This window comes from Streptomyces sp. NPDC045431 (genome assembly GCF_040646655.1).
GTDB lineage: Bacteria > Actinomycetota > Actinomycetes > Streptomycetales > Streptomycetaceae > Streptomyces.
This window is the reverse complement of sequence record NZ_JBEZAQ010000001.1, coordinates 1-26310: the sequence shown is the minus strand read 5'-3', so window position 1 is coordinate 26310 and position 26310 is coordinate 1. Positions and strand designations below refer to the sequence as shown.

General features: G+C 70.3%; 15 protein-coding genes. 10 read left to right on the top strand and 5 right to left on the bottom strand.

What is annotated here, in order from left to right:
• Entirely contained in the window at positions 1 to 567 is a 567-nt protein-coding gene (locus tag AB0A69_RS00075) for an HNH endonuclease (protein WP_361413397.1), read from the bottom strand.
• Between the two features lie 245 nt (positions 568 to 812).
• On the opposite strand from AB0A69_RS00075, the gene AB0A69_RS00070 reads away from it, so the two are divergent.
• The gene (locus AB0A69_RS00070) at positions 813 to 1931 is read left to right on the top strand and encodes a mechanosensitive ion channel family protein (protein ID WP_361413394.1); all 1119 of its coding nucleotides are present in this window, start codon (positions 813 to 815) and stop codon (positions 1929 to 1931) included.
• Between the two features lie 759 nt (positions 1932 to 2690).
• Here AB0A69_RS00070 and AB0A69_RS00065 read toward each other — a convergent pair.
• Both AB0A69_RS00065 and AB0A69_RS00060 read right to left on the bottom strand, forming a co-directional pair.
• The gene (locus tag AB0A69_RS00065) at positions 2691 to 8759 is read right to left on the bottom strand and encodes an RHS repeat-associated core domain-containing protein (RefSeq protein ID WP_361413391.1); all 6069 of its coding nucleotides are present in this window, start codon (positions 8757 to 8759) and stop codon (positions 2691 to 2693) included.
• Between the two features lie 611 nt (positions 8760 to 9370).
• Positions 9371 to 12931, bottom strand: a complete 3561-nt coding sequence (locus tag AB0A69_RS00060) for a LamG domain-containing protein (RefSeq protein ID WP_361413388.1) — start codon at positions 12929 to 12931, stop codon at positions 9371 to 9373.
• A gap of 616 nt (positions 12932 to 13547) precedes the next feature.
• Between AB0A69_RS00060 and AB0A69_RS00055 the strand changes: the two genes are divergently transcribed.
• Genes AB0A69_RS00055 through AB0A69_RS00030 form a run of 6 tightly spaced genes read left to right on the top strand, consistent with a single transcriptional unit; the run spans position 13548 to position 20229 of the window.
• On the top strand, positions 13548 to 14723 hold the full coding sequence (locus AB0A69_RS00055) for an ROK family transcriptional regulator (protein WP_361415106.1): 1176 nt from the start codon (positions 13548 to 13550) through the stop codon (positions 14721 to 14723).
• 45 nt (positions 14724 to 14768) lie between these two features.
• The gene (locus AB0A69_RS00050; RefSeq protein WP_361413385.1) at positions 14769 to 16106 is read left to right on the top strand and encodes an ABC transporter substrate-binding protein; all 1338 of its coding nucleotides are present in this window, start codon (positions 14769 to 14771) and stop codon (positions 16104 to 16106) included.
• The gene (locus AB0A69_RS00045; RefSeq protein WP_361413382.1) at positions 16103 to 17050 is read left to right on the top strand and encodes a sugar ABC transporter permease; all 948 of its coding nucleotides are present in this window, start codon (positions 16103 to 16105) and stop codon (positions 17048 to 17050) included. Before AB0A69_RS00050 ends, AB0A69_RS00045 begins: the two co-directional genes overlap by 4 nt.
• A gap of 4 nt (positions 17051 to 17054) precedes the next feature.
• Positions 17055 to 17957 carry a carbohydrate ABC transporter permease gene (locus AB0A69_RS00040; RefSeq protein WP_361413379.1) on the top strand — a complete coding sequence of 301 codons (903 nt, stop codon included), beginning with the start codon at positions 17055 to 17057 and terminating at the stop codon, positions 17955 to 17957.
• Between the two features lie 26 nt (positions 17958 to 17983).
• Entirely contained in the window at positions 17984 to 19255 is a 1272-nt protein-coding gene (locus AB0A69_RS00035) for a 6-phospho-beta-glucosidase (protein ID WP_361413377.1), read from the top strand.
• On the top strand, positions 19246 to 20229 hold the full coding sequence (locus tag AB0A69_RS00030) for a BadF/BadG/BcrA/BcrD ATPase family protein (protein WP_361413375.1): 984 nt from the start codon (positions 19246 to 19248) through the stop codon (positions 20227 to 20229). Before AB0A69_RS00035 ends, AB0A69_RS00030 begins: the two co-directional genes overlap by 10 nt.
• Before the next feature lie 137 nt (positions 20230 to 20366).
• On the opposite strand, the gene AB0A69_RS00025 is transcribed toward AB0A69_RS00030, so the two are convergent.
• Positions 20367 to 21263: a GDSL-type esterase/lipase family protein gene (locus AB0A69_RS00025; protein ID WP_361413372.1), complete on the bottom strand. Its 897-nt coding sequence runs from the start codon at positions 21261 to 21263 to the stop codon at positions 20367 to 20369.
• A gap of 124 nt (positions 21264 to 21387) precedes the next feature.
• On the opposite strand from AB0A69_RS00025, the gene AB0A69_RS00020 reads away from it, so the two are divergent.
• On the top strand, positions 21388 to 22308 hold the full coding sequence (locus AB0A69_RS00020) for a sterol desaturase family protein (RefSeq protein ID WP_361413369.1): 921 nt from the start codon (positions 21388 to 21390) through the stop codon (positions 22306 to 22308).
• On the opposite strand, the gene asnB is transcribed toward AB0A69_RS00020, so the two are convergent.
• Entirely contained in the window at positions 22220 to 24073 is a 1854-nt protein-coding gene (asnB, locus tag AB0A69_RS00015) for an asparagine synthase (glutamine-hydrolyzing) (protein ID WP_361413366.1), read from the bottom strand. The two genes, AB0A69_RS00020 and asnB, sit on opposite strands and share 89 nt — an antisense overlap.
• Positions 24074 to 24305: 232 nt before the next feature.
• On the opposite strand from asnB, the gene AB0A69_RS00010 reads away from it, so the two are divergent.
• Both AB0A69_RS00010 and AB0A69_RS00005 read left to right on the top strand, forming a co-directional pair.
• Positions 24306 to 24734, top strand: coding sequence for an acyl carrier protein (locus AB0A69_RS00010; protein WP_361413363.1), 429 nt, complete (start codon positions 24306 to 24308; stop codon positions 24732 to 24734).
• The gene (locus AB0A69_RS00005; protein WP_361413360.1) at positions 24731 to 25963 is read left to right on the top strand and encodes a beta-ketoacyl-[acyl-carrier-protein] synthase family protein; all 1233 of its coding nucleotides are present in this window, start codon (positions 24731 to 24733) and stop codon (positions 25961 to 25963) included. The genes AB0A69_RS00010 and AB0A69_RS00005 overlap by 4 nt, the downstream gene beginning before the upstream one ends.
• Positions 25964 to 26310: the final 347 nt, after the last annotated feature.

Sequence of the window (26310 nt, the reverse complement as noted above, 5' to 3'; positions counted from 1 at the left end):
TCAGGACGCACGAAGGCCCGGATCATCGGGCACGAGTCGCGTGCCGTCGATCCGGGCCAGGGCGTCGTCCGCGCCGAACGGCTGCAGGTACGGCAGCCAGCGCGGGTCCCTATGGCCGGTCCCGATGATGCGCCAGGCCAGGCCGGAGGGTGGGGCGGGTTGCTGATGGAGCCGCCAGCCGAGCTCGCGCAGGTGCCGGTCGGCCTTGACGTGGTTGCAGCGGCGACAGGCCGCCACCACGTTCTCCCAGGCGTGCTTGCCGCCCCGGCTGCGTGGGATGACGTGGTCGACGCTGGTTGCGACGCCACCGCAGTACATGCAACGCCCGCCGTCGCGGGCGAAGAGGGCTTTGCGGGTCAGAGGAACGGGCCCCCGATAAGGGACCCGGACGAACCGTTTGAGGCGGACGACGCTGGGTGCCGCCATGGCACGGGTCGCGCTGTGCATGAAGGCGCCGGACTCCTCGAGGCATATGGCCTTGTTCTCGAGGACGAGGACGAGCGCGCGGCGGAGCGGTACGACGCCGAGGGGCTCGTACGACGCGTTGAGGACCAGGACATGCGGCACGGATGCCTCCTTGTACGCCGGCGGCGCGTGGCTCGCGCCGGGACGATCTGCTCTCAGTCTCTCCTCATGCCAGGTCGAAGCGCCACCACGTACGGGTAACGGGCCCCGAGTGTTTTCGACCACACTCCTGCACACACCCTGACACAACCTGGTCATCCCCAGGTGAGACGTACCTCTCCCTCGAACATGGCAACGAACCCCCCTCTGTCCCCCGTTAGATTGTTTTGTCTACTGCTTTTCATGCCATGGCCCATGCCTGGAGGTACCCCGCCGTGTTCCGGTCCGCCGTACTGGCCGCTGACCCCACACCCCAACCGGTGTCCCTCGACGAGGCCGCGCGGCAGGCCAACGAGGCCGCCGGCTGGGTCGAGGAGAACTGGTCCACCTGGCTGAACACGGGCCTGCGCATCCTGCTGATCCTGGTGGTCGCCTTCGTCCTGCGGATGCTGGTCCGCCGCGCGCTGACGAAGCTGATCGAACGCATGAACCGCAGCGCCCAGGCGGTCGAGGGCACGGCCCTCGGCGGCCTGCTGGTGAACGCCGAGCGCCGCCGCCAGCGCTCCGAGGCCATCGGCTCCGTGCTGCGCTCGGTGTCGTCCTTCGTGATCCTCGGCACCGCGGGCCTGATGATCCTCGGCGCCTTCAGCATCGACCTGGCCCCGCTGCTGGCCTCCGCCGGTGTCGCGGGCGTCGCGATCGGCTTCGGTGCGCGGAACCTGGTCACCGACTTCCTGTCCGGCGTCTTCATGATCCTGGAGGACCAGTACGGCGTCGGCGACTCCATCGACGCCGGGGTGGCCTCCGGCGAGGTGGTCGAGGTGGGCCTGCGCGTGACGAAGCTGCGCGGCGACAACGGTGAGATCTGGTACGTCCGCAACGGCGAGATCAAGCGCATCGGCAACCTCAGCCAGGGCTGGGCCACGGCCAACATCGACGTCACGGTCCGCCCCTCCGAGGACCTGGACCACGTCCGCGCGGTGATCACCACCGCGGCGGAGGCCATGGCCAAGGAAGAGCCCTGGAACGAGCGCCTGTGGGGCCCGGTCGAGATCCTCGGCCTCAACGAGGTCCTGCTCGACTCCATGACGGTCCGCCTCTCCGCCAAGACGATGCCGGGCAAATCCCTGGGCGTGGAACGCGAGCTCCGCTGGCGCATCAAGCGCGCCTTCGACGCGGAGGGCATCCGCATCGTGGGCGGCCTCCCCCAGCAGTCCGACGACGAACCGAAGCCGGACCCGACGGCCGGGATGGCCGCCCCGTCGGCCTTCGCGTCCACCACGTCCCCGCAGTCGGCGGCGGCGACGCCCCTGACGCCGCCGGCCACGCCGGGACCGGTCACGCCGGGGCCGAACCTGACGAAGTAGGCCCCAGCCCTTCGAGGGAAAGCGGTAGGAACAGCTCTTTTACCGCGCCCTACGGTGGGCACCATGACCGCATGAAAACTCGCGATCCCGGTTCCGCCGGAGATAGAAGAGCCCTGGGCCGCACGCCTACTCTTCCACTCTTCCCCTCCTACGAACGCGTGGATAACCTCGGCGCATACGAAGACGAGCACAACCAGCAGCGGGCCCGACAAGAGCACGGGTGGCTGTCACCGCGCCGCGGTACGCCGTTCCGGCCAGAGACCGGGCCGGAACGGCTCGCATCGAGAGCAATCGAACAGGAAGGCCGACTGAAGCTCAGGGCAAACTATGCCTCTATGCCGCTACGCTGGCTTCAGCTAACACTTCTTAACGGATGTGTCGATACCCGCTTGCGCCAGGCGCTCTGAGAGGTAGGCGACCTCGACAAAGGTGCCTCGGTAACCCGCCCCAGTAAGCTCCGCGCACGCGAGTTGAGCCCCCCTGATCGAGACTGCTAGGGAATCACGGAAAACCTTGAGCACTTTGCCCTTATGGTCAATCACCGTAGGGCTCTTGAGGCAGAACTCACCATGCTCCTCAAGGAGGGCTAGCCGAATCCTGGGAGGCGCTACCCCCCAGTCCCCGTCGTGCTCGATTCCGCATTCGTTACACGCCACCTCTTCTTCCCAACGAAGCTTCCCGTCTCGCACCAACTGAACCATCCAGTGCTCACTCTGTTGATTACAGCTGCCACATGGGTTACTGAACCGAACCGCCTGTTCAACCACTGCTCGTTGGCCACCCTCGTAGACTCTTGTACCGCGCAAGTGTCCCATAGAACCTATCGGAAAGTCCTGAGCCATCGCGCGGATGGTGAGTTCCGGCAGGTACTCGAGAAAACCAGCGATGATGGAGCTCCTCATGCAGGAGAGTATCACGCAACTCGTAGCGATTAACGAACGACTTGCGGCCGATTTGGGTACCCGCGTTGGGCTTAGATATTCCCGTGCTTGCCCATGGACTGTATTGCGGCTTATGCGTGAATCTCAGATACGGGAAATCCTCCTTGATTACAGAAGCTATTGCACGGTTCCGCGATTGGGCAGTTTTCCCTGTTACATGGCTAAGATCATCGGTCCAAGAGTTCCCGAGACCCTTGCCTTCTGCAGCAAGGAGCGATCCGCCAGCAGCCCTGGTGCCGCCTGCTCCCGCCGAGCCCAGAACGCCAGGGCCGATCGAGATTGTTCCTGTGCGGAGCTGGTCGCATACGACACCTTCGGGCGCTCCGCAATCGCCGTGCAGCTTGTCCCATGCCTCATCCCAATCTCCTTGTATAGCGGAGACAAGGGGCCCGTCTGGGACAAGGCTCCGCAGGAACCTTGGCACAAAGCCATCAGAATGATCGCCGGGCGCACTGGTGCAGTGCGTCACAAGCCCGGTACCGACACACTGGATAGCTAGTCCACCGGATGCTGTTCCGGAAGATCCCCCATTAGTGGAGCCGCCACCGCCTCCATAGCCTGGCGCTACACCGCCGCCTGTCGCGTTCTCCTCCCACACTTCTCCCTCGTCATTTCGCTTACTGCTCGACCGGCTGCCATCGCCATGGGTTACGACCCCGCTGCCGCAGCTCTCCTCGGCGCGAGGGTCGTTGCCCTTGCAAGCAAGCCCCATACCGCTCGGGTCCGAGAAGGTCAGCGGGTTGTTGATGCTGTAGCTGTAGCCGTTGAGCGTCTGGTGCTTGTCGAGTTCCAGCAGCGGGTCGACGCTGATGAACTGGGCGATGTTCGGGTCGTACTCGCGGGCCCCGATGTGCGTCAGGCCCGTCGACTTGTCCGTCGGCTTGCCGAGGAACGCCTTGTCGTCCGGCCAGGCGGTCGGTGTGGTGCCGCGAGGCGCGCCGAAGGGGGTGGTGAAGCGCCTGGTGATCGCGAGGGTCGTGGCGTCCACGGCCAGGCTGCTGGTGCCGTGGTGGTCCGAGGCCAGGAAGCTGAGCTTGGTGCCCGCGGTTCCTGCCGTGGCCGTGCGGACCGCGATCGTCTTGCCCGCGGCGGTGTAGTAGCGGGTGCCGGTCAGGGTCTTGGTGGTGCCCTTGGTGGTGAGGCGGACCTCCGTGGAGCCGAGGTAGAGGACGGTGTCGCCGTCTGCGGTGGTGTTGCGGCGGATCAGGAGTTCGCCGGAGGCGTCGTAGAGGTACGAGGTGCCGAGCGCGGGCTTGGTGCCGGCGGCCGGTTCCGTCGTGCCGACCAGCTTGCCTTCGGAGTTCCAGGTCAGCGTCTGCTGGGCCTGGGTGCCGGGGCGGCTGGTGGTGTTGCCCGCCGGGTCGTACGCGTACGTGGCGTTCTTCGCGCCGGTTGTCTTGGCCAGCGGGTGCGGCTGAGCGGCCGCCGTGCCGTACGTGTACGTCGTGGTCTTGTCGCCCGAGGTGGTGTGCTCGGTCTCGGAGGTGCGCTGGCCGGCCGTGTTGTAGGCGTAGCTGGTCCAGTAGGGAGCGGCACCGTCCAGGTTGGCGACGGTACGGCCGGTGGCGGCGCAGTCAGCCGTCTTCGGGGTCCAGGCCTCCTTGAGGCGACGGTGGCCGTCATAGGTGAAGCACTGGTTGTCGGTCTTGCCGGTGCCGCCCAGGGTGGAGCCGTCGAAGACCGAGGTGACGTTCCCAGCGTCGTCCTGCGTGTAGGACAGGTTCTGCAGCTGGTAGGCGTGAACGTCCGAGGTGACCAGGGAGGTCTTCAGGCGCCGTGTGCCGTCCTCGTACTGGTAGCCCAGGTAGAGCGTCTGCTTCGACGTCGGCGAGTTGGCGAGGTCCAGACGGTTCAGGTCACCAAGGGGGGTGTAGAGGGCGTTCTGGAGGTAGCCGGTGGAGCCTGTCAGTTTCTGCTGGAGTCCGACGCCGTCGAAGTCGTAGTCGTAGCCGACTGTCTCCGCCGCGAGGCCGCCCACCGCCGGGCTGCCGGCCTGCCGCACCGTGCCGTCGAGGTTGTACCAGGTGGTGAAGTTGAGCGTCGACGGGACGCCTGCGGTGACGAGTGGGTCGTCTGCGGGCAGCTGGAGGGTGGAGGCGACGGCCCGGTACATCAGGTCGTAGTCGGTGACCTTCTTGATGTACGCCTTGCTCGTCGTCTGCTTGATGCCGTTCTCGTACCGCTCCGCGGTGTCCTGCTGGCCCTTGGCGAGCGTGTCGTACGACCAGCCCGTGAGCTTGCGCGAGTTGGACAGCGAGCCGTCCCACAGGCCGATCCGCCGGCCCAGCACGTCGTACAGGGACAGGAGCGACCGGCCGCGTGAGTCGGTGGTGGCGGTGACCTGGTCGAGCTCGTTGTAGGTCGTGGTGGACGTGCCCTTGTCCGGGTCGTTGGCGCTGACCTGGCGGCCGAAGAGGTCGTAGGAGTAGGACCACTTGGCCCCGTCGGGCCCGGTGATCATGCTCTGCTGACCGGCCGGCGTGTAGGTGTAGGCCGTCTTGGTGAAGGCATCACCCGTGGGCTGCGGGCCGCCGTACTCACGGCGCTCCGTCGTCTGCCCGAGGGCGTTGGTGACGACGGCGGTGGCCTGACCGCCGGCGGGGGCGGTGCTGGTCACCGTGTCACCGGTGTAGGTGGTCTCCGTCGTCCAGCGGACGACGTTGTAGTTCTTGGTCACCGCCTTGACCGCGCGTCCGGCGCCGTCGTAGGTGGTGTCCGTCTGCACCGGGGCCTGACCGCCGTCGGTCGCGACGAGGACGCCGGACGGGGCGTTCGCGTTGTCCCAGATGTCCGACTGCGCCGAGACGGCGAGACCACGCTCGTCGTACTGGGTCAGTGAGATGACCCGGCCACCGGACGCCGACGGCGCCTGCACCTGTCGGGGCCGCAGCAGCGAGTCGAAGATCTCGTACGTCGTGTTGTAACCGGAGCCGTCTCCCTTGATCGTCGCCGTGGACACCCACGGCAGGGAGTCGGCCTTGATGCTGTACGTGTAGACCTGACTGGCACTGTTGCCGAGGACCCTGAGGTTGTCGGGCAGCCACACCTTGGTGAGCCGGCCGAGGGAGTCGTACTCCGTCTCGGTGACCCCGCCGTTGGGGTCGGTCACCTTGGTGGCGGCGCCGGTCGCGAAGTCGATGGCCGTCGTCGTGGTGTGACCGGCGGCGTTGGCCACCGTGGTGGAGGTCAGTGGTCCGGTGGCCGCCGGGGTGTACGTGGTGGCCGCGACCTGGGTGTCCTTGGTGTCCCTGACCGTCAGCGGGCGGCCGAGGACGTCGTACGTCGTGGTGGCGACCTTCTGCCAGACCGGCTGGTCGTCGATGCCGTACCCCTTGGCGCGGCCCGTCCACTGGGCCTCGCCCTTGGTGGGCTGCTGCGTGGCCGACCACGTGGTGGAGTCGTACGCGGTGGCGGTGTCGCCGAGGACGTCACCGGGCCGCGTGGAGTCCACGGGCAGATCGAGCTCCGCGTCCGTCGTGGCGCAGGGCTTGCCGACCGTACGGGTACGGGAGACCAGGCTGTTGATGCCGACGGCGTCGTTGCGGGCGTACCAGGTGCGGGTGCACTTCTCGTCGCCCGTGACCTTGTCGTCGCCGCGGTCCTCGACCGTCGCCGCCATGCCGTAGTCGTCGTACGTCGTGGCGGTGGTGCGGGTGCGGTCGGTGGCGGTGCCGCTGGTGGTGAGGGTGGTGCGCGCCTGGGTGGACGCCGTGCGTACGAAGTGCGCTTCGGTGTCGGCGTACGACTTGTGCTGCGTCGCGGTCCGCTTCGCCCAGGGGAGGTTGACCGTCCCGGAGACCTCCTGGGCGCCGTTGTAGGTGACCGACTCACGCGTGTACCCGGCGAACTGCTCGCTGTCCGTGAGCGGAGGGGCCTTGATACCCGTCACCTGCACGGTCTTGCGCGTGTCCGGGTGGGGCAGCTTCCCGTCGGAGCCGAGGACGCGGTCGCCGTTCATGCCGCGCAGGTACACGGTGACCGTCTTGGACTGCGTCTTGCCGGTCGCACCGGTGAGGTGGGTGACCTTGCCGAAGCCGCGCCAGGTGGACCAGGTACGTTCCTTCTCCGGCGTCATGGGGTCTTCGTTGTAGCGCCAGGCGCCGCCGCCCTCGTACACGTAGGTGTGCTGGACGGCCTGGGAGCCACCGCGGGTGTCGTTGGTGCGTACGCCCACGACCGGGTACTTCTGGAACCAGTCCAGAACGGGGGTCTTCTCGCCGTTCGGCGACCAGTACACCGGGTAGCAGGTGCGGGTGTTGGTGTCGGCCTTGGGCATCGTCTGGCCCGCGACGCACTGGGCGGGCTGGTAGTCGACGACCGTCAGGGCGCCCGCCTCGGAAACGATCGTCTTCAGGCGCGGTTTGTGCAGCGGCAGGATGGAGTCGCTGCCGGAGTCGACACGGTTCGCCATGAACTCACCGGTGAGCCTGACCGGATCGAGCGTGAGAGGCGTGCCCCGCTTGCCGGTGTGCCGGATCTCGTCGAGCCACAGCGACTGGTCGGTCGAGTCGCCCGTGTCACCCGGGTCCAGGTACACGTGCTTGAGCTGCCACTCGTCCACGGGCGCGTAGGCGGTGGCGCTCGCGTCCCACGCGTGCGTGGTGACGGAGGTCATGCGCTTGCGGGTGAAGAAGGTGGGACCCACGTTGCCGGTGCAGGGCTTCCCCGCCTCGCAGAGCGCGTCGAACGGCACGTCGGGCCAGTTGTCACGGTTGGTCTCGGTCAGGGTGGCACAGTCCGAGACGACGCAGCGCTCGGTGTAGCCGAACGCGACCTTGTGCGAGGCGGCGGGGGCGGCGGTGAAGAGGGCGCCGGCCCGCTGGCCGTAGCGGATCTCCCGGAGGTAGCCGCCACGGTGGTAGGCGGCGGCGGTCCCGCCGTCACCGAGCTTGTCGTAGTGGTTGCCCTCGACCTCGTACCAGTAGGTCATGGCGTTGCCGTGGGTGTCGACGACGTAGTCGAGGTTCCAGCGCCATGCCTGCTGCTTCGAGCGGCCGGAGAACGTGGTGCCGTCGGCGTAACCGGGTTCTCCGGAGTCGTCACCGAAGACGGGCACCGTCCAGGCCGACTGGGTGCGCTCGGTCGTGGCGCCTTCGAGCTTGTTCAGGCCGAAGACGTACTTGGTGCCGTCACCGGTGATGACGGTCCAGTACTCGCCGTTGTCGTCGCCGTTCACGGCACCCGTGCCGGGGATGACCGTGGAGGCGTCGTCGTTCTTCAGACGCCACTTGCCGGTGGTGTCGTCCTTCACGAGCTCGGTGGCCTTGCCGCCGAGGACGAGGGAGGCGTTCTCGTACTTCCAGCACAGGTCGAACTTGTCGGTCTGGCCGTCGTCGTCGCACGTGCCGTACTTGCGCTCGATGTACGACGAGGTGATGTCGAAGCCCTCGCCGATGACCGTGCCCTGGTTGTTGGTGTTGGCGGTGCGGCCGTCGACGCTGCCGGAGTCGTACGAGAGCGCGAGGTCCGGCTTGGGGCCCGCCGCAGCGGACGGCGTGCGCATCGGGTAGGACCAGGTGAACGTGCCGGACGAGCCGCCGGCTTCCCAGGTGGACGACGCGGAGAGCGGCGTGGCCTTGTAGTCGCCGGCGCCCGACTTGGTGCCGGCGGCGAGGGCGAACACGACGGGCTCGGCACCGGCCGCGGCCTTCGCCTGCGGCGCGAAGGAGACGTCCGCCTCGACCTTGCTCTTGGCGCGGTCGTTGGCCGAGGGCAGCGGTGTCTGCGTACGGCACTCGGCGCGGTCCGGGCGGGTCAGCGCGCAGGCGGGGAGCCTGACGAGGCGCAACCGGCCGGCCCAGTCACCGCCGTAGGCGGACGCGAACGAGGTGTAGTCGACGCCCAGGCGCGCGTTCCCGCCGTCGGCCGGGGCCGTGGCGGTCAGCACGACACCCTTGACGCCGAGGGCGGCTGTTCGCTTCTGGTCCAGGACGCCGACCTTGAGGGAGGCGGCGTTCTTGGTCTTCTTGGCGTTCTTGGCGGCCGTCGGCGGGGCCAGGGTGACCGGTCGCTCCCGGTGCCGCCTGCGCGGTGCCGCGGGCGGGCGTGGTGAGGGTGGCTTCCCCGGCCCTGGGCCAGGTGGCGGTGACGGCTTGCTGACGCGTGGCCCGTTTCACCGCTTCGGCCTCGGCCTTGGCCGCCCGGGCCGCCGCTGCCGCGCTCTTGGTGTCGGTCTCGGCGGTGAAGGGATGGACCTTGGTGGCTCGGTGAGGCTTGAGCGCCGGGGCGCCGAGCGGGTCCGGGTCGGCGGCGAAGGCGACCGGAGTCAGCAGGCCGGGGAGGAGAACGAATCCGGTGAGGGCGGCTATGCGCCCGGCCCAGCGTTTCCCCGCCGACGGGCCGGTGCGTGGGCGTGTGCCCGGATGTGCCGAAGGATGATCATTCATGTCCGCTCCTGGGTGCGGGCTGGCCGCACGCGTGCGAGTCAGGTGGAGGTGTGCGTGTGGGGGGCGTGGCCGGGTGCGCGTCGGCGCACCCGGCCGTTCCCCGTGCTGGTGGTCAGCCGATGAGGGCGCCGACCTGCTCGGCGGACATCGCCCCGGACCACATGCGCAGGTCCTGGAGCGCGCCCGGAAGGTGATGCCCGGTGGCGCCGGCGGCCGAGCCCTTGCCGGCGGTGAGGGCGCCCGTACCTTGGGTCGGGGTGGTGAACTCGGCCTTCTCGCTCGGAGTCTGCTCGGACACGCCCACGTAGAGGCGCGTCTTGCCGTAACCGTCAGCCGTCTGCCTGGAGGCGTCGAACACGCCCGTCACCTGCACCCACGTATCGACGGCTGCGGGCTCCTGCGCGGGTACGGAGGCCGTCTCGGTGACCTTGCCCGTGGCGTCGACAGCCGTGCGGCCGAACCTCCACAGGTAGACGCCGTCCGCGACCTTCTCGGCCCACAGGGCCCAGGAGGACTCGCTGCCGGCCGTCGTGGGCTGGGCGAACACCATCGCCCGGTAGCCGACCGGCTTTCCGGCGAACACGGCCTTGTCGAGCCGGGCACGCGCGGTGACCGTGAAGGACCCCTTCTCGTCCACCACCGGACCGGCGGCCGATACATGGCCGCTGGTTCCGTCCAGGAGCAGGGCCTCCTCACCGGCCCGCGCTCCGGTCGCCGAGAGCTTCAGCGAGGGCCGGCCGTAGCCGCTCGTGTCCTTGATCTCGGTGCCGGTGAAGGAACCGGCGTTCCAGTCGGCGACGAGTTCCACCGACGGGGTGTCCTCGCCTGACAGGCCGGCCTCCTGCCTCAGCTCGCGCTCCCCGAGAGCACGCTGCCAGACGGCGACCTCGTCGATGTGGCCCCGGAAGTACTGGGCGTAGCTGCCCTGTGCCTTCGTACGGCCGATCTGGAGACCGCCGACCGACAGCCACGGCTCGTAAGCGGGCACCACGGAGGCGAGAGTGACCGGCTGGCCCTGCGGTTTGCCGTTGATGAACAGCTGGATCGTGTCGTTGGCCTTGTCGGTGTCCCCCTTGGTGTCGAACACACCCGCCACATGGGTCCAGACGTTGAGGGGTGACTCGCCGGGGTCGGCGAAGGTGGTGACGTCGACGGCGTCGACCTTGTCCTGTGAGCCGCGGTTGAACGCCCACCGGCGCTTCGCGTACGAGTAGTAGACCGTGAAAGCGGCGTCCTGGGCTCCCGGCGCGGCCAGTGCGACGCGGTTGGTCGTGCCCTCCGTGAGGTAGACCCAGGCCGCTGCGGTGAAGGAGGAGCTGGTGTTCACCGCCGCCGACCCGGTCGCGGCGTACGCCTGCTGCTTGGCCGGGTCCGCGCTGTTGAGGCCCAGCGAGTAGTCGCCCGCGCCACGGCGGCCCTGGTCCGACCAGATGGCGCCGCCGCTGAGGGTGGCGTCGTGCCTGAGTCCTTCGGTAGCGGTGTCCTTGGTGATCACCGTGGTGGTGTCGGTCGGCCGGTCGCCGAACCGCCAGCGTCCCACTTCTCCCTCAGCGGGTTTGACCTTGAACAAGAAGTGAGCCGTTTCGCCCCACCGCTGGTTGACGTCTTTGGCTTGCACGGCCAGTGTCACGGTGCCGGACAGCGCGGGGAAGACCACCACGTCCTTGGCGATGGGCCCGGCCACCTCATGGGCTCGCCCCTGTCCGACGAGATACCAGCGGTAGGTCGTGATGTCCGAGTCAGCCGCGTTCGGAGCGAAGGTGAACGTGCCCGGTACGCCCGGGCCGCCCGCGCCCTCGCAGAGGGTGGCGGTGCACGCGGTGTACGGCGATCCGGCGGTGATGCGCGGCGCCTTGGGAGCGGCTACGTCGATCTTGAAGTAGCACCACGAGTGGTACGGGGAGGAGAGGCTGCCGCTCTTCGTGCCGTACGTCCAGTGGGACTGGGTGAGCGCCGAGACGCGGTACAGCAACCCGTCCTCGCCATGCGGCAGCTGTGCGTTCTCCACCGTGTCGTCCGGGTCGTAGCCGGTCCCCGGCATGCTCGTGCTCCAGGTGTTCACCCAGGAACCGTCGGACGCACGCCGCTGGGCGTGGAAGAACGCCCGGAGCGAACCGCGCTCGTTCACCAGCCTCGGCTTCACGAGCGTCTGCACGGTCGCCTGGAAGGTGGGCGTGAGACGGGTCACGACCTGCGGGTCGGTGGCCGTTCCCTTGCAGTCCCAGTAGCCGCCGTCTCCCGAGGCCACGCGCAGGCCGGGCACTCCGGGCTTGGCGATGTACACGATCTGCAGCTCGGCGTTGTCGTCGAAGCGCTTCCACGCCGCCGGGTCGCCCTCGTCCTTGGCCTTCAGCATGAGCGTCAGCCGGCTGATCTTGCCGTCCGCCAGCGCCCGTACGGTCGCGATGAGGTTCTCGTCGGTTTCCGCGCGGTTGTCATGGAACTCGACCCACCTGTCCGGCTGCTCCGGTGAGCAGTTGGTGCCCCGCCCGGCCGATACGTACTGGTCGTTCATCAGGTCGAGGTGCTTCGGCCCGGGCCAGCGGGTGGCCTCCGAGATGTTGTCCGTGCGTACCAGGTCGACCCACTTGGGGTCGCACGAGAACGACCAGGTCTCGTACGCCCGGAAGGTGGCGTCCAGTACGTACTTCCCCGGCAGGCTCGTCGGCGCGAACTCGAAGTACATGCGGTTGGTGTAGTTCCTGCCGCAGTAGTAGGGGCCCTGCACACTGCAGTTGCCGACCCCGTGATCGCCGTCGAAGTCCCAGAAGCGGTCGCCGTCCGAGGACAGCACCGTGCGCTCCTGTCGGCCGAGGCCCATGGGCGGGTCGATGTACACCGGGTAGACCGTGTTCGCGCCGCGCAGCAGCTTCGTGTCGGGGGTGATCGTGACCTTCTCGCCAGTCACCTTCACCGGGAGCTCGGCCGCCGCGTCGCCCTTGCCGGGATGTGCCGCGTCGTCGCCCGCTCGCGTGCCGGAGTCCGCGCCACCGCCCGGCGGAACCGTGGATCCGGCCTGCGGCGCCGTGCGGAGGAGCTGGGTACGCGTACCGGTGGCGTCGGGGGCGCCGCCCGCGGAGTCCCACATCTGCCCGGCGGGGCCGCTGAAGACGGTGTTGCCGTCGTCGTCGACGGCCCGCAACCCGCCGCCCGGACCGGGCACGACGCGAAGGCCGTCGCCGGAGGCGTTGAGGGTGACCTCATTGAGCTGCGGATTGGCCGCCGCCTTGGCGGTGTGCACGACCAGGACCTCGCGGTAGCCGACGGCGGTGGCGGTGAGCTGGAGGTCCACGCCCTCGAAGACGCCGGGATAGGTCGCCGTGGGTCCGGACAGCCGGGGCTCCGGCAGAGCGCTGGGCCACCTCAGGGACAGGGTTCCCTCCTCGCTCCCCAGCGTGATCAGGTCCTTGCCCTGGCCACCGCCCGAGAAGGACAGGTCGACCATCGCCGCTTTGGGGCCGACACTGCCGTCCGCCCGCTTTTCCAGCGTGATGTCGATGTCCCGCCAGGAACCTTCAGCCGTCTTCACGCGTTGCGGGGTTGTGGCCTGGGTCAGCGTGTACGTGCCGTCGGGGTTCGCCACCGTCGTGGTGAACTCCGTCCGCGCCTCCGTCACTTCGACCGGTTTGCCGGACGAGACGGCTGCTTCCGACGCGGTTTGCTCGGGATTCATCTCCGGAGCTCCGGCGGGCGGGCTCGCGACGGTCGCCGCGTATCCCACAGCGGGCACGGCACCCGTCACCAGCGCGCACCCGAGCAGCATGGCCACCGCGCGTGCCGATCTCCGCCTGCGTGCAGGCATGACCCACCCCACCCCTCCAGGGCCTCCCCAGGCCCACCACAGATATGGCGCTCCCGTGAAGAGCGCCGCGACGGACCTTGCGGACATCTGGTCTGTGTAAGCGACACATTCCTGGCCGCAAAAGCTGTGGGTGTAAGAAGCTGAGGGTGTGCAAGTAGCGGTATCTGGCGAGATGTCGCGTCATGTCGAGGTGACGGGGTAACTGGTGCGCAACCGGAGGGAGGCGGTGCACGTGCGCCCGTCCGGGCCGGCAACCTCCAGCGCTCCTTCTCGGGCATAGCCACGTGTCGACGCGGCGCAGGGCGACTGGATCCATGGAGGCCATGTCGCCCCCGCGCGCGGGTATTGACACCCCCCTGACCTGCGCCCTACGTTCTGCGCCACGTGGACAGGAAACTTTCCTAATAGTCATCGGCAGGTGATCCCCCTCGTGTCCGGAACCACCCCCGGCACCGGAGTCCCCGGTACCCCCCGCCTCCTGCGTGCCATGAACGACCGGGCCGCGCTCGACCTGCTCCTGGAGCACGGGCCCCTGTCGCGCACCCGGATCGGGAAGCTCACCGGGCTGTCGAAGCCCACCGCCTCGCAGTTGCTCGCGCGGCTGGAGGCGGCCGGGCTGGTGGTGGCGACCGGGACGAGTGGGGGGCGGCCGGGGCCCAACGCGCAGTTGTACGCCGTCAACGCGCGGGCCGCGTACGCCGCCGGGCTCGACGTGAGCCCCGACCGCATCCGCGCCGCCGTCGCCGACGTCACCGGCGAGGTGGTCGGCGCGTTCGAGCTCGCCACGCCCAAGCGCCCCGCCGGGGACGCGGTACGGCAGGTGACCGACGCGCTGGACGGCGCCGTGAAGGCCGCCGGGATCACGCGGAGCGAGGTGCACCGGCTGGTGATCGGCACGCCCGGCGCCTTCGACCCCGGCACGGGCCGGCTCCGGTACGCGAGCCACCTGCCCGGCTGGCACTCCCCCGCGCTGCTGGACGAGCTGGCCGCCGCGCTGCCGATGCCGGTCGAGTACGAGAACGACGTCAACCTCGTCGCCCTCGCCGAGCAGCGCCTCGGGGCCGCCCGCGGGCACGCCGACTTCGTCCTGCTGTGGAACGAACAGGGCCTGGGCGCCGCGCTCGTGCTGGGCGGGCGGCTGCACCGCGGGTTCACCGGGGGCGCCGGCGAGGTCGGCTTCCTGCCCGTCCCCGGCGCGCCCCTCGTGCGGCAGGTCGCCCGGGCGAACGCCGGCGGCTTCCAGGAGCTGGCCGGCGCCCAGGCGCTGCCCCGGCTCGCGCGGGAGCTCGGCATCGAGGACGCGCCCGGCGGCGACCGCGGCGAGTACGCCGACGTCGCCGCCCGGCTCGTCGAGCGCGCGGCCCGGGACGACGCGCCGCCGGCGTACCGCAGGTTCCTCGACGCCTACGCGACCGGGCTCGCGACCGGGCTCGCCTCGCTGGTCGCGGTCCTCGACCCCGAGCTGGTGGTGCTCTCGGGGCGGGTGATCACCGCCGGCGGGGAACCGCTGCGCGAGCGCGTCCAGGCGGAGCTCGGCGAGCTGGCCGCCTCCCGGCCGCGCCTCGTGATCGGCGGCGTACAGCGGCATCCCGTCCTGCGCGGGGCGCTGGAGAGCGCGCTCGCCGCCACCCGGGACGACGTCTTCGACACCTCCACCCACTGAGACCGGCACCAAACCAGACCCAGACCCGTCCAGGGAGACTCCGTCATGCCCGCACGACGTCGTACCGCGGCCGCCGCCCTCGCGCTCACCGCCGCCGCGGCCCTCACCGCCACCGCCTGCACCGGCGCCGCGCCCTCGGGCGCGACCGACGACCCGAAGGCCAGGACGACGCTGACCTTCTGGCACGGCTGGTCCGCGCCCGGTGAGGTGAAGGCGGTCAACGCCGCCGTCGAGCGGTTCGAGAGGGACCACCCCAACATCACGGTGAAGGCCGTCCCCAACATCACGGACGACAAGATCCAGCAGGCCCTGCGTGCCGGCGGCTCCAACGCCCCGGACGTGGTGTCGTCCTTCACCACCGACAACGTGGGGAAGTTCTGCTCCTCCGGTGCCTTCGCCGACCTGAAGCCCTTCATCGACAAGGCGAAGCTCGACCTGGAGAAGACCTTCGCCAAGCCGCGCCTCGACTACACCACCTTCGAGGGCAAGCGCTGCGCGCTGCCGCTGCTCGGTGACGCGTACGGGCTGTACTACAACAAGGACGCCTTCGCGGAGGCGGGCATCACGGCGCCGCCGAAGACGTGGAGCGAGTTCGACACCGTCGCGCGGAAGCTGACGAAGCCGAAGGGGGACTCGTACGAACAGCTCGGCTTCATGCCGGTCTTCCACGGCTACGAGACGACCCCCGGGCACCTGGTCGCCCAGTGGAGCCCCAGCTACTTCGACGCGGACGGCAGGTCCACCGTCGCCGAGGACCCGGCCTTCGCCGCCATGTTCACCTGGCAGAAGAACCTGATCGAGAAGCTGGGCGGCTTCGCGAAGCTGGAGAAGTACCGCAACACCTTCGGTGACGAGTGGGGCGCCAAGCACCCCTTCCACACCGGTCAGGTCGCCATGCAGCTCGACGGGGAGTGGCGGCTCGGTATGACCGCCGACGCCAAGGTGCCCTTCGAGGTGGGTGTCGCGCCGCTGCCCGTGCCGGACGACCAGGTGGCCGACTACGGGAAGGGCTACCTGTCCGGCACGATCGTCGGCATCGCGTCCACCAGCGCCCGCCAGAACGCCGCCTGGGAGCTGGTGAAGTACCTGACCACGGACACGGACGCCGTCGTCGACTTCGCCAACGAGCTGCGCAACGTGCCCTCCACGCACGACGCGCTCGCCTCTCCGAAGCTGAAGCTGGACCCGCGCTTCACGACCTTCCTGGACATCGCCCGGCACCCGAAGTCGAACACCACCCCGGCCTCCGTCAACGGCGGCGCGTACCAGGTCACCCTCCAGGAGTTCGGCTACCTCTACGAGTCCGGGCGGGAGAAGGACCTCAAGGCCGGTCTGGAACGGGTGGCGCGGCAGATCGACACGGACATCGAGAAGGCGAAGTGACCACGCACGCCCTGCGGGCCAGGCGCACGCGCGCCAGGCTCCGCACCCTCGCCTTCCTCTCCCCCTGGCTGGTCGGCTTCGGCCTCTTCTTCGCATACCCGCTCGTCTCCACCGTGTACTTCTCCTTCATGAAGTACGACGGCTTCCAGGCGCCCGTCTTCAACGGCCTGGAGAACTGGACGTACGTCCTCTCCGGCTATCCGGCCTTCTGGCCGGCCATGCGCAACACGCTGTGGCTGGTGCTCGTCATGGTCACCTGCCGGGTGGTCTTCGGCCTCGGTGTGGGCCTGCTCATCACGAAGATCAAGACCGGGGCCGGCCTCTTCAGGACGCTGTTCTACCTCCCCTACCTGGCGCCGCCGGTCGCCGCCACGCTCGGCTTCGTCTTCCTCCTCAACCCCGGCACGGGCCCGGTCAACGCGCTCCTCGCCGACCTCGGGCTGCCGGCCCCCGCCTGGTTCGGCGACCCGGCGTGGTCCAAGCCCGCGCTGACGATGCTGGCGGTGTGGGGCGTCGGCGACCTGATGGTGATCTTCATGGCGGCGCTGCTCGACGTCCCGAAGGAGCAGTACGAGGCGGCCGAGCTGGACGGGGCGTCGGCCTTCCAGCGCTTCCGGTACGTGACGCTGCCGAACATCTCGCCGATCGTGCTGTTCGCCGTGGTCACCGGGGTCATCCAGACCATGCAGTACTACACGCAGCCCCTGGTGGCCGGAAAGGTCGCCTCCGGCATCATCGGCAACAGCGGCCAGACCTTCGAGCCGGGCTACCCGGAGAAGTCCACGCTGACCCTCCCCCAGCTCGTCTACAACCTGGGCTTCCAGCGCTTCGACTACGGGTCCGCGTGCGTCGTCGCCCTGGTGCTCTTCGCCCTCGCCATGGCCTTCACCGCGCTGCTGATGCGGCGCCGCGGCGGCCTCGGCCTCGTACAGGCGGGTGACTGACCGCATGAGCCACGTACAGACCGTGGAGAGGACGCCGGCGGTACGGGCCGGGGCGTCGGCCGCCGCCGGGCGGACGGCCCGCCGCAGGGCGGTGCTGCACTGGATCGGCGTGCACGCGCTGGGGGTCGCGGCCGCGCTCTTCTTCGTGCTGCCGTTCGTCTTCCTCTTCCTCACCTCGCTGATGAGCGACGAGCAGGCCCTCACCCGCGACCTCACGCCCGACACCTGGGAGTGGGGCAACTACGGCAGGGTGTGGCAGACCCCCGGCTTCCTGACCTGGTGGCGCAACACCCTCCTGTACGCGGGGCTCGGTACGCTGCTGACGGTCGTCTCGTCGATCCCCGTGGCGTACGCCCTCGCGAAGTTCCGCTTCCGCGGCCGACGGCTCGCGCTGATGCTGGTGATCTCGATGATGATGCTGCCGCCGCAGGTGGTGATCATCCCGATGTACCTGTTCTGGGCGCGGCAGATGGATCTGTCGGGGTCGCTGTGGCCGCTGATCATTCCGATGGCGTTCGGGGACGCGTTCTCCATCTTCCTGCTGCGGCAGTTCCTGCTCACCATCCCCGACGAGTACCTGGACGCGGCGAGGGTCGACGGCTGCGGCGAGCTGCGCACACTCGTCCGGGTGGTGTTGCCGATGGCGAAGCCGGGTATCGCGGCGATCGCGCTGTTCCAGTTCTTCTACGCCTGGAACGACTACTTCGGGCCGCAGATCTACGCCTCCGAGCACCCGGCCGCGTGGACGCTGAGTTACGGCCTGGAGTCGTTCAAGGGGGCGCACCACACCGACTGGAACCTGACCATGGCCGCGACGGTCCTGGTCATGGCCCCGGTCATCCTCGTCTTCTTCTTCGCGCAGAAGGCGTTCGTCGAGGGCGTCACACTGACCGGCGTCAAGGGCTGAAGGACCGAAGGGCTGAGGCATTGACCATGAAGTTGACCGTCGTGGGCGGCGGGTCCACCTACACGCCCGAACTGATCGACGGCTTCGCGCGGCTGCGCGACACGCTCCCCATCGGTGAGCTGGTCCTCGTCGACCCGGCCGCCGACCGCCTGGAACTGGTCGGCGGGCTGGCCCGGCGGATCTTCGCCAGGCAGGGGCACCCCGGTCGCATCACGACCACCTCCGACGTGGAGGCGGGCGTCGAGGGCGCCGACGCCGTCCTGCTGCAACTGCGCGTCGGCGGGCAGGCGGCCCGCGAGCGGGACGAGACCTGGCCGCTGGAGTGCGGCTGCGTCGGGCAGGAGACGACCGGCGCGGGCGGGCTGGCGAAGGCGCTGCGCACGGTGCCGGTGGTGCTGGACATCGCCGAGCGCGTACGCCGGACCAACCCGGACGCCTGGATCATCGACTTCACCAACCCGGTGGGGATCGTGACGAGGGCGCTGCTCCAGGCCGGCCACAAGGCCGTCGGCCTGTGCAACGTGGCCATCGGCTTCCAGCGGAAGTTCGCCCGGCTGCTGGGCGTGGAGCCGGGCGCGGTCCACCTGGACCACGTGGGGCTGAACCACCTCACCTGGGAGCGGGCGGTGCGGCTCGGCGGGCCGGACGGCGAGGACGTCCTGCCCGGGCTGCTCGCCGGGCACGGCGACGCCATCGCCGCCGATCTGCGGCTGCCGCGCGCCCTCCTCGACCGGCTCGGCGTCGTCCCCTCCTACTACCTGCGCTACTTCTACGCGCACGACGAGGTCGTACGGGAGCTGGGGACCAAGCCGTCGCGGGCCGCCGAGGTGGCGGCGATGGAGCGCGAGCTGCTGGCGATGTACGGCGACCCGGCGCTGGACGAGAAGCCGGAGCTGCTGGCGAAGCGGGGCGGGGCCTTCTACTCGGAGGCGGCGGTGGGACTGGCGGCGGCGCTGCTGGGCTCCGGCGCCACCGGCCCCGCGGTGCAGGTCGTCAACACGTACAACAAGGGGACGCTGCCGTTCCTGCCGGACGACGCCGTGATCGAGGTGCAGGCGGCGGTGGACGGCTCGGGCGCGGTGCCGCTGGCGGTGCCGGAGCTCGATCCGCTGTACGCGGGGCTGGTCGCGGGCGTCTCGGCGTACGAGGACCTGGCGCTGGACGCCGCGCTGCGGGGCGGGCGGGACCGGGTGTTCAAGGCACTGCTGGCGCATCCGCTGGTGGGGCAGTACGCGCTCGCCGACGGTCTGACGGACCGGCTGATCGCGCACAACCGGGAGCACCTCGCGTGGGCGTGAACAGCGGCGCGGTCGTCGCGATCGACGCGGGCAACAGCAAGACGGACGTCGCGGTGGTCGGTGCGGACGGGGCGGTCCTCGGCGCGGCGCGCGGCGGGGGTTTCCAGCCGCCGGCCGTGGGCGTGGAGGCCGCGGTGGACGTGCTCGCGGACGCCGTCGGCGCGGCGGCCCGGGCCGCCGGGCTGGACGGCCCCCCGTACGCCGCCCATGTGTCCGCCGCTCTCGCCAACGCCGACCTGCCGGTCGAGGAGCGCGAGTTGGCGGAGGCGGTACGGGCCCGGGGCTGGGCCGGCTCCGTCGAGGTGCGCAACGACACGTTCGCCGTCCTGCGGGCCGGGGTGGAGGAGCCCCGGGGCGTGGCGGTGGTGTGCGGGGCGGGCATCAACTGCGTCGGCATGACCCCCGACGGGCGCACGGCCCGCTTCCCCGCGCTCGGCCGGATCTCCGGCGACTGGGGCGGCGGCAGCGGGCTCGCGGAGGAGGCGCTGTGGTGGGCCGCGCGCGCCGAGGACGGGCGCGGCGAGCCGACGGAGCTGGCGCGCACGCTGCCCGCGCACTTCGGCCTCGACTCGATGTACGCGCTGATCGAGGCGCTGCACCGGGGCCGGATCCCGGCGGAGCGGCGGCACGAGCTGGCGCCGGTGCTGTTCGCGACGAGCGCGGCGGGCGACCCGGTGGCCCGTGCGCTGGTGGAGCGGCTGGCGGAGGAGGTCGTGGCGATGGCCTCCGTCGCCCTGGCCCGGCTGGGCCTGCTGGACGAGGAGGTTCCGGTGGTGCTGGGCGGCGGTGTGCTGGCGGCGCGGCACCCGCGGCTCAACCCGCGGATCGCTGAACTGCTGGCGGCGAAGGCCCCGCGGGCGGTGGTGGGCGTGGTGACCGCGCCGCCGGTGCTGGGCGCCGGCCTGCTGGGGCTGGACCACGTGGGCGCGCCGGCGCGGGCGCGGGCGCGGCTGCGGGCGGAGTACGGGGAGTAGAGGGAGGACGGCGGGCGGCGGCCGGGGCTCGGCCGAACTGGGCCCGGGCTGAGCGCGAGCTGAGCCGGGCTGAGCCCGGCATGAGGCGGGCATGAGCCGGTCCTGGAACCCGGCCTGCAATCCGGCCTGGAACCCGGCTACGGCGAGTCGCCGGCGTACTCCGCGCTGCGCGAGGAGGGCAGCCGTACCGCGCACCCGGGCGGCAGGTGGACGGCGGCACGCCCGGACCCCAGGGGCACGCAGTGCGTCCCCGGGTGTTGTACGGCCAGGGCGGCGGCCTCGTCGAGCGAGACGTCGGCCGGGGGCGCCGGGGTCCCGTGTGCCTCGTCCAGGAACGCCAGCACGGCGGGGAGCAGCCTGGGCAGGTGGAGCGCGTATCCGCGCGCGGACGGGTGGAAGCGGTCCGGCGAGGTGATGCCCTCCTCGGTGGTGTGCGCCTCCGGGTCGTACAGCGATACGGTGCGCGCCCCCGCCTGCAAGGCGGCCACGGTCTGCTGCCCGGCGAGACGGCGGCTGCGGCGGCGTGACGTCTCGCGTACCCAGGCGCGCAGGGCCGGCTGGTCGCCCACGTGGGGGCAGGTGGCGACGAGCACCTGCCAGCCGGCTTCCCGCAGGCGTTCGACCTGGACGCGCAGGAGGCGCGCCGCGGTGCGGGTGCGGGTGGGGCTGAGGACGTCGTTGCCGCCCACCACGATCGAGGCCAGTCCGGGCGTACCGCGCAGGGCGGTGGTGACCTGCCGTTCGAGCCAGCGGCTCGTGGTGCCGATCCGTGCGAGCATCCGCAGCTCCACGGGGCGTTGGGCCGCGTCGGCCAGGGCGCGGGCCCCGAGGGTCGCGAGCGCCTGGTCGGGGTGGTGGACGCCTGCCGACAGGGCCAGCGAGTCCCCCAGCACGGCCAGCTGCAGAGGGTCGCCCGTCTCGGGCCCGCAGCGGACGGGGTGAGGGGGGACCGTGATGGCGTCGACGCTGAACGAGCCGTTGAAGAGGAGCGGGGTCCCGGCTTTGACGACGATACGTCGGAGGGTTCTCGGCATGGGCTACTCCTGAAGGAAGCAGCGGACGGCCCACCCACCATGGCACAGCGAAACGGCGTAATTCCCGAACCGCGCCGGATAAGCGGCTGCCGAGAATATCCATCGGCTTGCGTAGGGTGCACGCATGCACAACCTGCCGGATATCGTCCTGTGGTCCACTCCGGCCTTCGCGCTGTTCTCCGTGGCGGAGTTGCTGAGTTATCGCCTGCGCCCCAGCGCCGAAGCGATGGGATACGGGTTCAGGGACACACTGACGAGTGTCACGCTCGGCCTGGTGAGCCTCGCGACCGACGCCCTGTGGAAGATCCCGGTCGTGGCGCTCTACGCGGCGGCGTACTCGGTGACGCCCCTGCGGGCGCCGCTGACGTGGTGGGCCTGGCCGCTGGCGCTGATCGCCCAGGATTTCCTGTACTACTGGTCGCACCGCGCGCATCATCGGGTACGCGTCCTGTGGGCCTGCCATGTGGTGCACCATTCCAGCAGGAAATTCAACCTGACCAGTGCGCTGCGCCAGCCGTGGACGAATGCGGCGGTGTGGCTCTTCTACCTGCCGCTGGTTTTGCTGGGGGTACATCCGGCGGCCGTCCTGTTCTGCGCTTCGGCGAACCTGGTCTACCAGTTCTTCCTCCACACGGAACGGGTGGGCAAACTCCCGCCTTTCGTGGAGGCGGTCTTCAACACCCCTTCGCACCACCGGGTGCACCACGCCAGCCAGCGCGCCTACCTCGACTGCAATTACGCGGGCATCCTCATCACCTGGGACCGGCTGTTCGGCTCGTTCGTCGCCGAGGAGGAGCGCCCGGTGTACGGCCTGACGAAGAACGTGCGGACGTACAACCCGCTCCGGGTCGCCTTCCACGGCTACGTCGAGCTCGCGCGGGACGTACGGGCCGAGGACACCTGGCGCGGGCGCCTGGCGCAGGCCTTCCGCCCGCCGGGGCGACCGGTGCGGGCCGTCACGGAAGCGCGATGTCGGGCGCGTACGTCTCCAGCCACACCGCCAGGTCCAGGGAACGCTCGATGCCCCAGCGAGCCGGTTCCGTGACGCGGGAGGGGTCGCGGTGCGCCATGCGCCGCAGCCAGTCGTGGTCGACGATGTCGAAGACGCGGTGCGCAGGGGTGCTCAGCAGGTCCTCGGCCTGTGCCTGGATCGCCGCGGCGTAGGCCGGGTCGTGGCTGAGGGGGTAGGGGCTCTTGGCCCGGTCGTAGACGCTCTTCGGCAGCAGGTCCGCGGTCGCCTCGCGCAGCAGGCTCTTCTCCCGTCCGTCGAACGTCTTCACGGACCAGGGGGCGTTGTAGACGTACTCGACCAGGCGGTGGTCGCAGAACGGCACGCGCACCTCGAGTCCGACGGCCATGCTCATGCGGTCCTTGCGGTCGAGGAGCAGCCGCAGGAAGCGCGTGGCGTGCAGGTAGGACAGCCGGCGCATCCGGAACTCGGTGTCGTCCTCGCCGTCCAGGCGCTGCACCTCCTTGCACGCGGCCAGGTAGCCGTCCTGGATGTAGGAGACGATGTCGAGCGCCTCCACCAGTTCGCCCCGCAGGTTGTTGCCCTCGTCGCCGAAGTTCTCGGCGAACTGGAGGATCCAGGGGAAGGTGTCGGCGTCGCGGGTCTCGGGGGTGAAGAACCACTTGTAGCCGCCGAACACCTCGTCGGCGGCCTCTCCGGACAGGGCGACCGTGGAGCGCTCCCTGACCGCCTTGAACAGCAGGTACAGGGAGGCGTCCAGTTGGCCCAGGCTGACCGGCATGTCCCGGGCCCGGATGATCTCGGCGCGTACCGCGGGGTCCGCCAGCGCGAGGGAGTCCAGCACGATGTCCTGGTGGGCGATGCCCGGCCGGCGGGCCACGTCGTGCACGTACGGGGCGTCGGGGGTGGCCCGCAGGTCGTCGGCCACGAAGGCGTCGGCCTGGCCGAGGAAGTCGACGGCGAAGCTGCGCACCTCCTTCCCGGCCGCCTCCATCCGCCGGGCCGCGAGCGCGGTGATGACCGACGAGTCGAGGCCGCCCGACAGCAGCGTGCACAGGGGTACGTCGCTCACGAGCTGGCGGTCGACGATGTCCTCCAGGAGCGAGCGGACCGTGGCCACGGACGCCTCCCGGCCGTCCGGGTGGGGCCGGGTCTCCAGAGCCCAGTACCGCCGGTGGCGCAGTCCGCCGCGGTCGACGGTGACGAGCGTGCCCGGCTCCACCTCGTACATGCCGTCCCATACGGCGTGCCCTGGCGTCTTGATGAACGCGAACACCTCGCGCAGCCCGTCGAGGGAGACGGAGCGCCGGGCGAGCGGGTTGGCGAGGATCGCCTTGGGCTCGGAGCCGAACAGCACGCCGTCGGCGGTCGGGTAGTAGTACAGGGGCTTGACCCCCAGGCGGTCGCGGACCAGGACGAGGCGCTGATCGCGGTCGTCCCACAGGGCGAAGGCGTACATGCCGTTGAGCCGCCCGGCCACCGCCTCGCCCCACTCCAGGTAGCCGCGCACGACCACCTCGGTGTCGGACTCCGTCGTGAACCGGTGGCCGCGGCGCACGAGTTCGTCCCGCAGTTCGCGGTAGTTGTAGACCTCGCCGGAGTGGACGAGGGCGACCGTCCGGTCGGCCGCGCCCCGCACCGTCATGGGCTGGTGCCCTCCGGGGAGGTCGATGACGGCGAGCCGGCGGTGGCCGAGGGCGGCCGGCCCCTTCGCCCACGTCCCGCAGTCGTCCGGCCCGCGGCAGGCCATGGTGCGCGTCATCGCGTCCATGACGTCCGAGGCTCCCGGTGCGCGGTTCTGGTCACGGTCGTAGGAGATCCAGCCGGTGATTCCGCACATGTAGTTCTCCGGTGGTGAAGAGCCGAGAGGAGCCGAACGGGGAGGAAACGTCACGAACGTAACGGAGCTGTCGCGGACTTCGGCGGAGGCGTTCCCCACCGCACGGCGCGAAGGGGCCGATCCAGTGATTGCCCCGGCAGCGGGCCACGCGTTCCCTGTGGCCGGATGGCGACCGCCCTATTAATGGTGCGGCGGGGGGCCCGGCTCAGGCCATGCAGAAATGAGGGTCGCGATGACCGACACCCACGACAACGGCACCTACGAGAACGGCACCTTCGAGACCAGTACGTACGAGAACAGCACGTACAAGAACGGACCGCACGAGAACGGGACGTACGAGAACGGGACGTACGACCAGATCGTCAGCGCGTTGACGGCGACCTTCGGCATCCCGCCCGAGGACATCACTCCCGACACCACCTTCGACTCCCTGGACCTCGACTCCCTCGCCCTGGTGGAGATGGCCCTGGTGGTGGAGGAGAACACCGGGCTGAGGGCGGAACAGCTGACGGCCGACTCGACCGTCGCCGAGGCGGCCCGGCTGCTGGAGCGCCTGCGCCGGGAGAAGGACGGGCCCGACGGCCGACCGGCGCTCCCCGCCCAGCCGCACATGCCCGCGCAGCCGCACACTCCGGCCGAGGCCGACGAGATGGTGCGATGAACGGCGCGGCCGTACGAGAAGTCGCGGTCACCGGCATCGGCCTCGTCACCCCCGCCGGCATCGGAACCGAGGCCACCTGGGCGGGGCTCCTCGCCGGGACGCCCACGGCCGCCAAGGACCCCGACCTCGCGGGCCTGCCCGTCGACTTCGCCTGCCGCGTCCCCGGATACGACGCCGAGGCCCTTCTGGGCCGCCGACTGACCTGGCGCCTCGACCCGTTCGCCACCATGGCGCTGGTGGCCGCCCGCGAGGCCGTGGCCGACGCGGGGCTCGGAGCGGGTGACTGGGAACCGTCCCGGGTCGGTGTCGTCCTGGGCATCGGCTGCGTCAGCATGACGCACTACATGGCCGAGTTCGCCAAGATCGCCACACGGCAGTACGACAGTGTGTCACCCGTGCTGTTGCCCCGGTGCCTGCCCAACATGGTCGCCGGGGAAGTCGCGTTGGACCTGAAGGCGCACGGCCCCGCCTTCACCGTCAGCACCGCCTGCGCCTCCGGTACCAGCGCCCTGGGCATCGCCCGGGACCTGATCCGCTCGGGCACCTGCGACATCGTCATCACCGGCGGCAGCGAGTCCGTGCGCCAGACGGTCCCCGCCGTGTGCTTCGCGCGCATGGGCGCGCTCTCCCGGCGTACGGACGCCCCCGAAGCGGCGTCGCGCCCCTTCGACGCCGACCGCGACGGCTTCGTGCTGGGCGAAGGGGCGGGCATCCTGGTGCTGGAGCGCCCCGCGCACGCCCGTGGCCGCGGCGTGCGCCCCCGCGCCTACCTCAGCGGGTACGGGGCGACCTGCGACGCCCACCACTTCACCTCGCCGCACCCCGAGGGCCGCGGCGCGGCCGAAGCGATGCGGGCCGCCCTGGCGGACGCCGGCATGGAACCGGCGGACATCGACCACGTCAACGCCCACGGCACCGGCACACCGCGCAATGACATCGCCGAAAGCCGCGCCCTCACCCGTGTCTTCCGCAGTCCCCCGCCCGTGACCTCCCTCAAGGGCGTCACCGGACACGCCATCGGCGGCGCGGGAGGCATCGAAGCGGCCGGTGCCGTCCTCAGCCTGCAGCACCAGACCATCCCGCCCACCGCCAACCTGGACGCCCTCGACCCCGAGATCGACCTCGACGTCGTCGCCAAAGCGCCCCGGAGCGCCGCCCTGCGGGCGGTCGTCAGCTCGTCGTTCGGGTTCGGGGGCCAGAACGCCGCCGTGGTGATCACGGCCGCGTAGACCGGCGTCCCACCGGCGCCCGCCGATTCACTCGAACGGGAAACGGCTGTACGGGTCGGACGGGGAACCGATGGGGGTGGAGCGGCGTATTCAAGGACAGGAGGTCGAATGGCGGTGCGAGTGGGGGGCCGCCGCGGGGTTTCCACACGCCGTTCAGCACGATAGGAACAAGATCGAGTCAAGCCTGGTGTGAATGTCGGCCCCTACGGCCATACTGCGGGCAGCGACCGAGGGGGAGGTCACGTGACATACGCACCGAATGTGCCGAACGGGCCGCGCGTGCCGCCGCCACCGGCGGGCCCGCCGCCATCGGCCGCGCCCGCGACCCTGGCACCGTCGCCGGCGCC

Excerpts from the sequence above, each read along its gene's own strand:
- AB0A69_RS00035 (WP_361413377.1), top strand. The coding sequence starts at position 17,984 with ATGAAGTTGACCGTCGTGGGCGGCGGGTCCACCTACACGCCCGAACTG.
- AB0A69_RS00005 (WP_361413360.1), top strand. The coding sequence starts at position 24,731 with ATGAACGGCGCGGCCGTACGAGAAGTCGCGGTCACCGGCATCGGCCTC.
- AB0A69_RS00040 (WP_361413379.1), top strand. The coding sequence starts at position 17,055 with ATGAGCCACGTACAGACCGTGGAGAGGACGCCGGCGGTACGGGCCGGG.
- AB0A69_RS00070 (WP_361413394.1), top strand. The coding sequence starts at position 813 with ATGGCCCATGCCTGGAGGTACCCCGCCGTGTTCCGGTCCGCCGTACTG.
- AB0A69_RS00060 (WP_361413388.1), bottom strand. The coding sequence starts at position 12,931 with ATGAATCCCGAGCAAACCGCGTCGGAAGCAGCCGTCTCGTCCGGCAAA.
- asnB (WP_361413366.1), bottom strand. The coding sequence starts at position 24,073 with ATGTGCGGAATCACCGGCTGGATCTCCTACGACCGTGACCAGAACCGC.
- AB0A69_RS00055 (WP_361415106.1), top strand. The coding sequence starts at position 13,548 with ATGAACGACCGGGCCGCGCTCGACCTGCTCCTGGAGCACGGGCCCCTG.
- AB0A69_RS00020 (WP_361413369.1), top strand. The coding sequence starts at position 21,388 with ATGCACAACCTGCCGGATATCGTCCTGTGGTCCACTCCGGCCTTCGCG.
- AB0A69_RS00050 (WP_361413385.1), top strand. The coding sequence starts at position 14,769 with ATGCCCGCACGACGTCGTACCGCGGCCGCCGCCCTCGCGCTCACCGCC.
- AB0A69_RS00025 (WP_361413372.1), bottom strand. The coding sequence starts at position 21,263 with ATGCCGAGAACCCTCCGACGTATCGTCGTCAAAGCCGGGACCCCGCTC.
- AB0A69_RS00010 (WP_361413363.1), top strand. The coding sequence starts at position 24,306 with ATGACCGACACCCACGACAACGGCACCTACGAGAACGGCACCTTCGAG.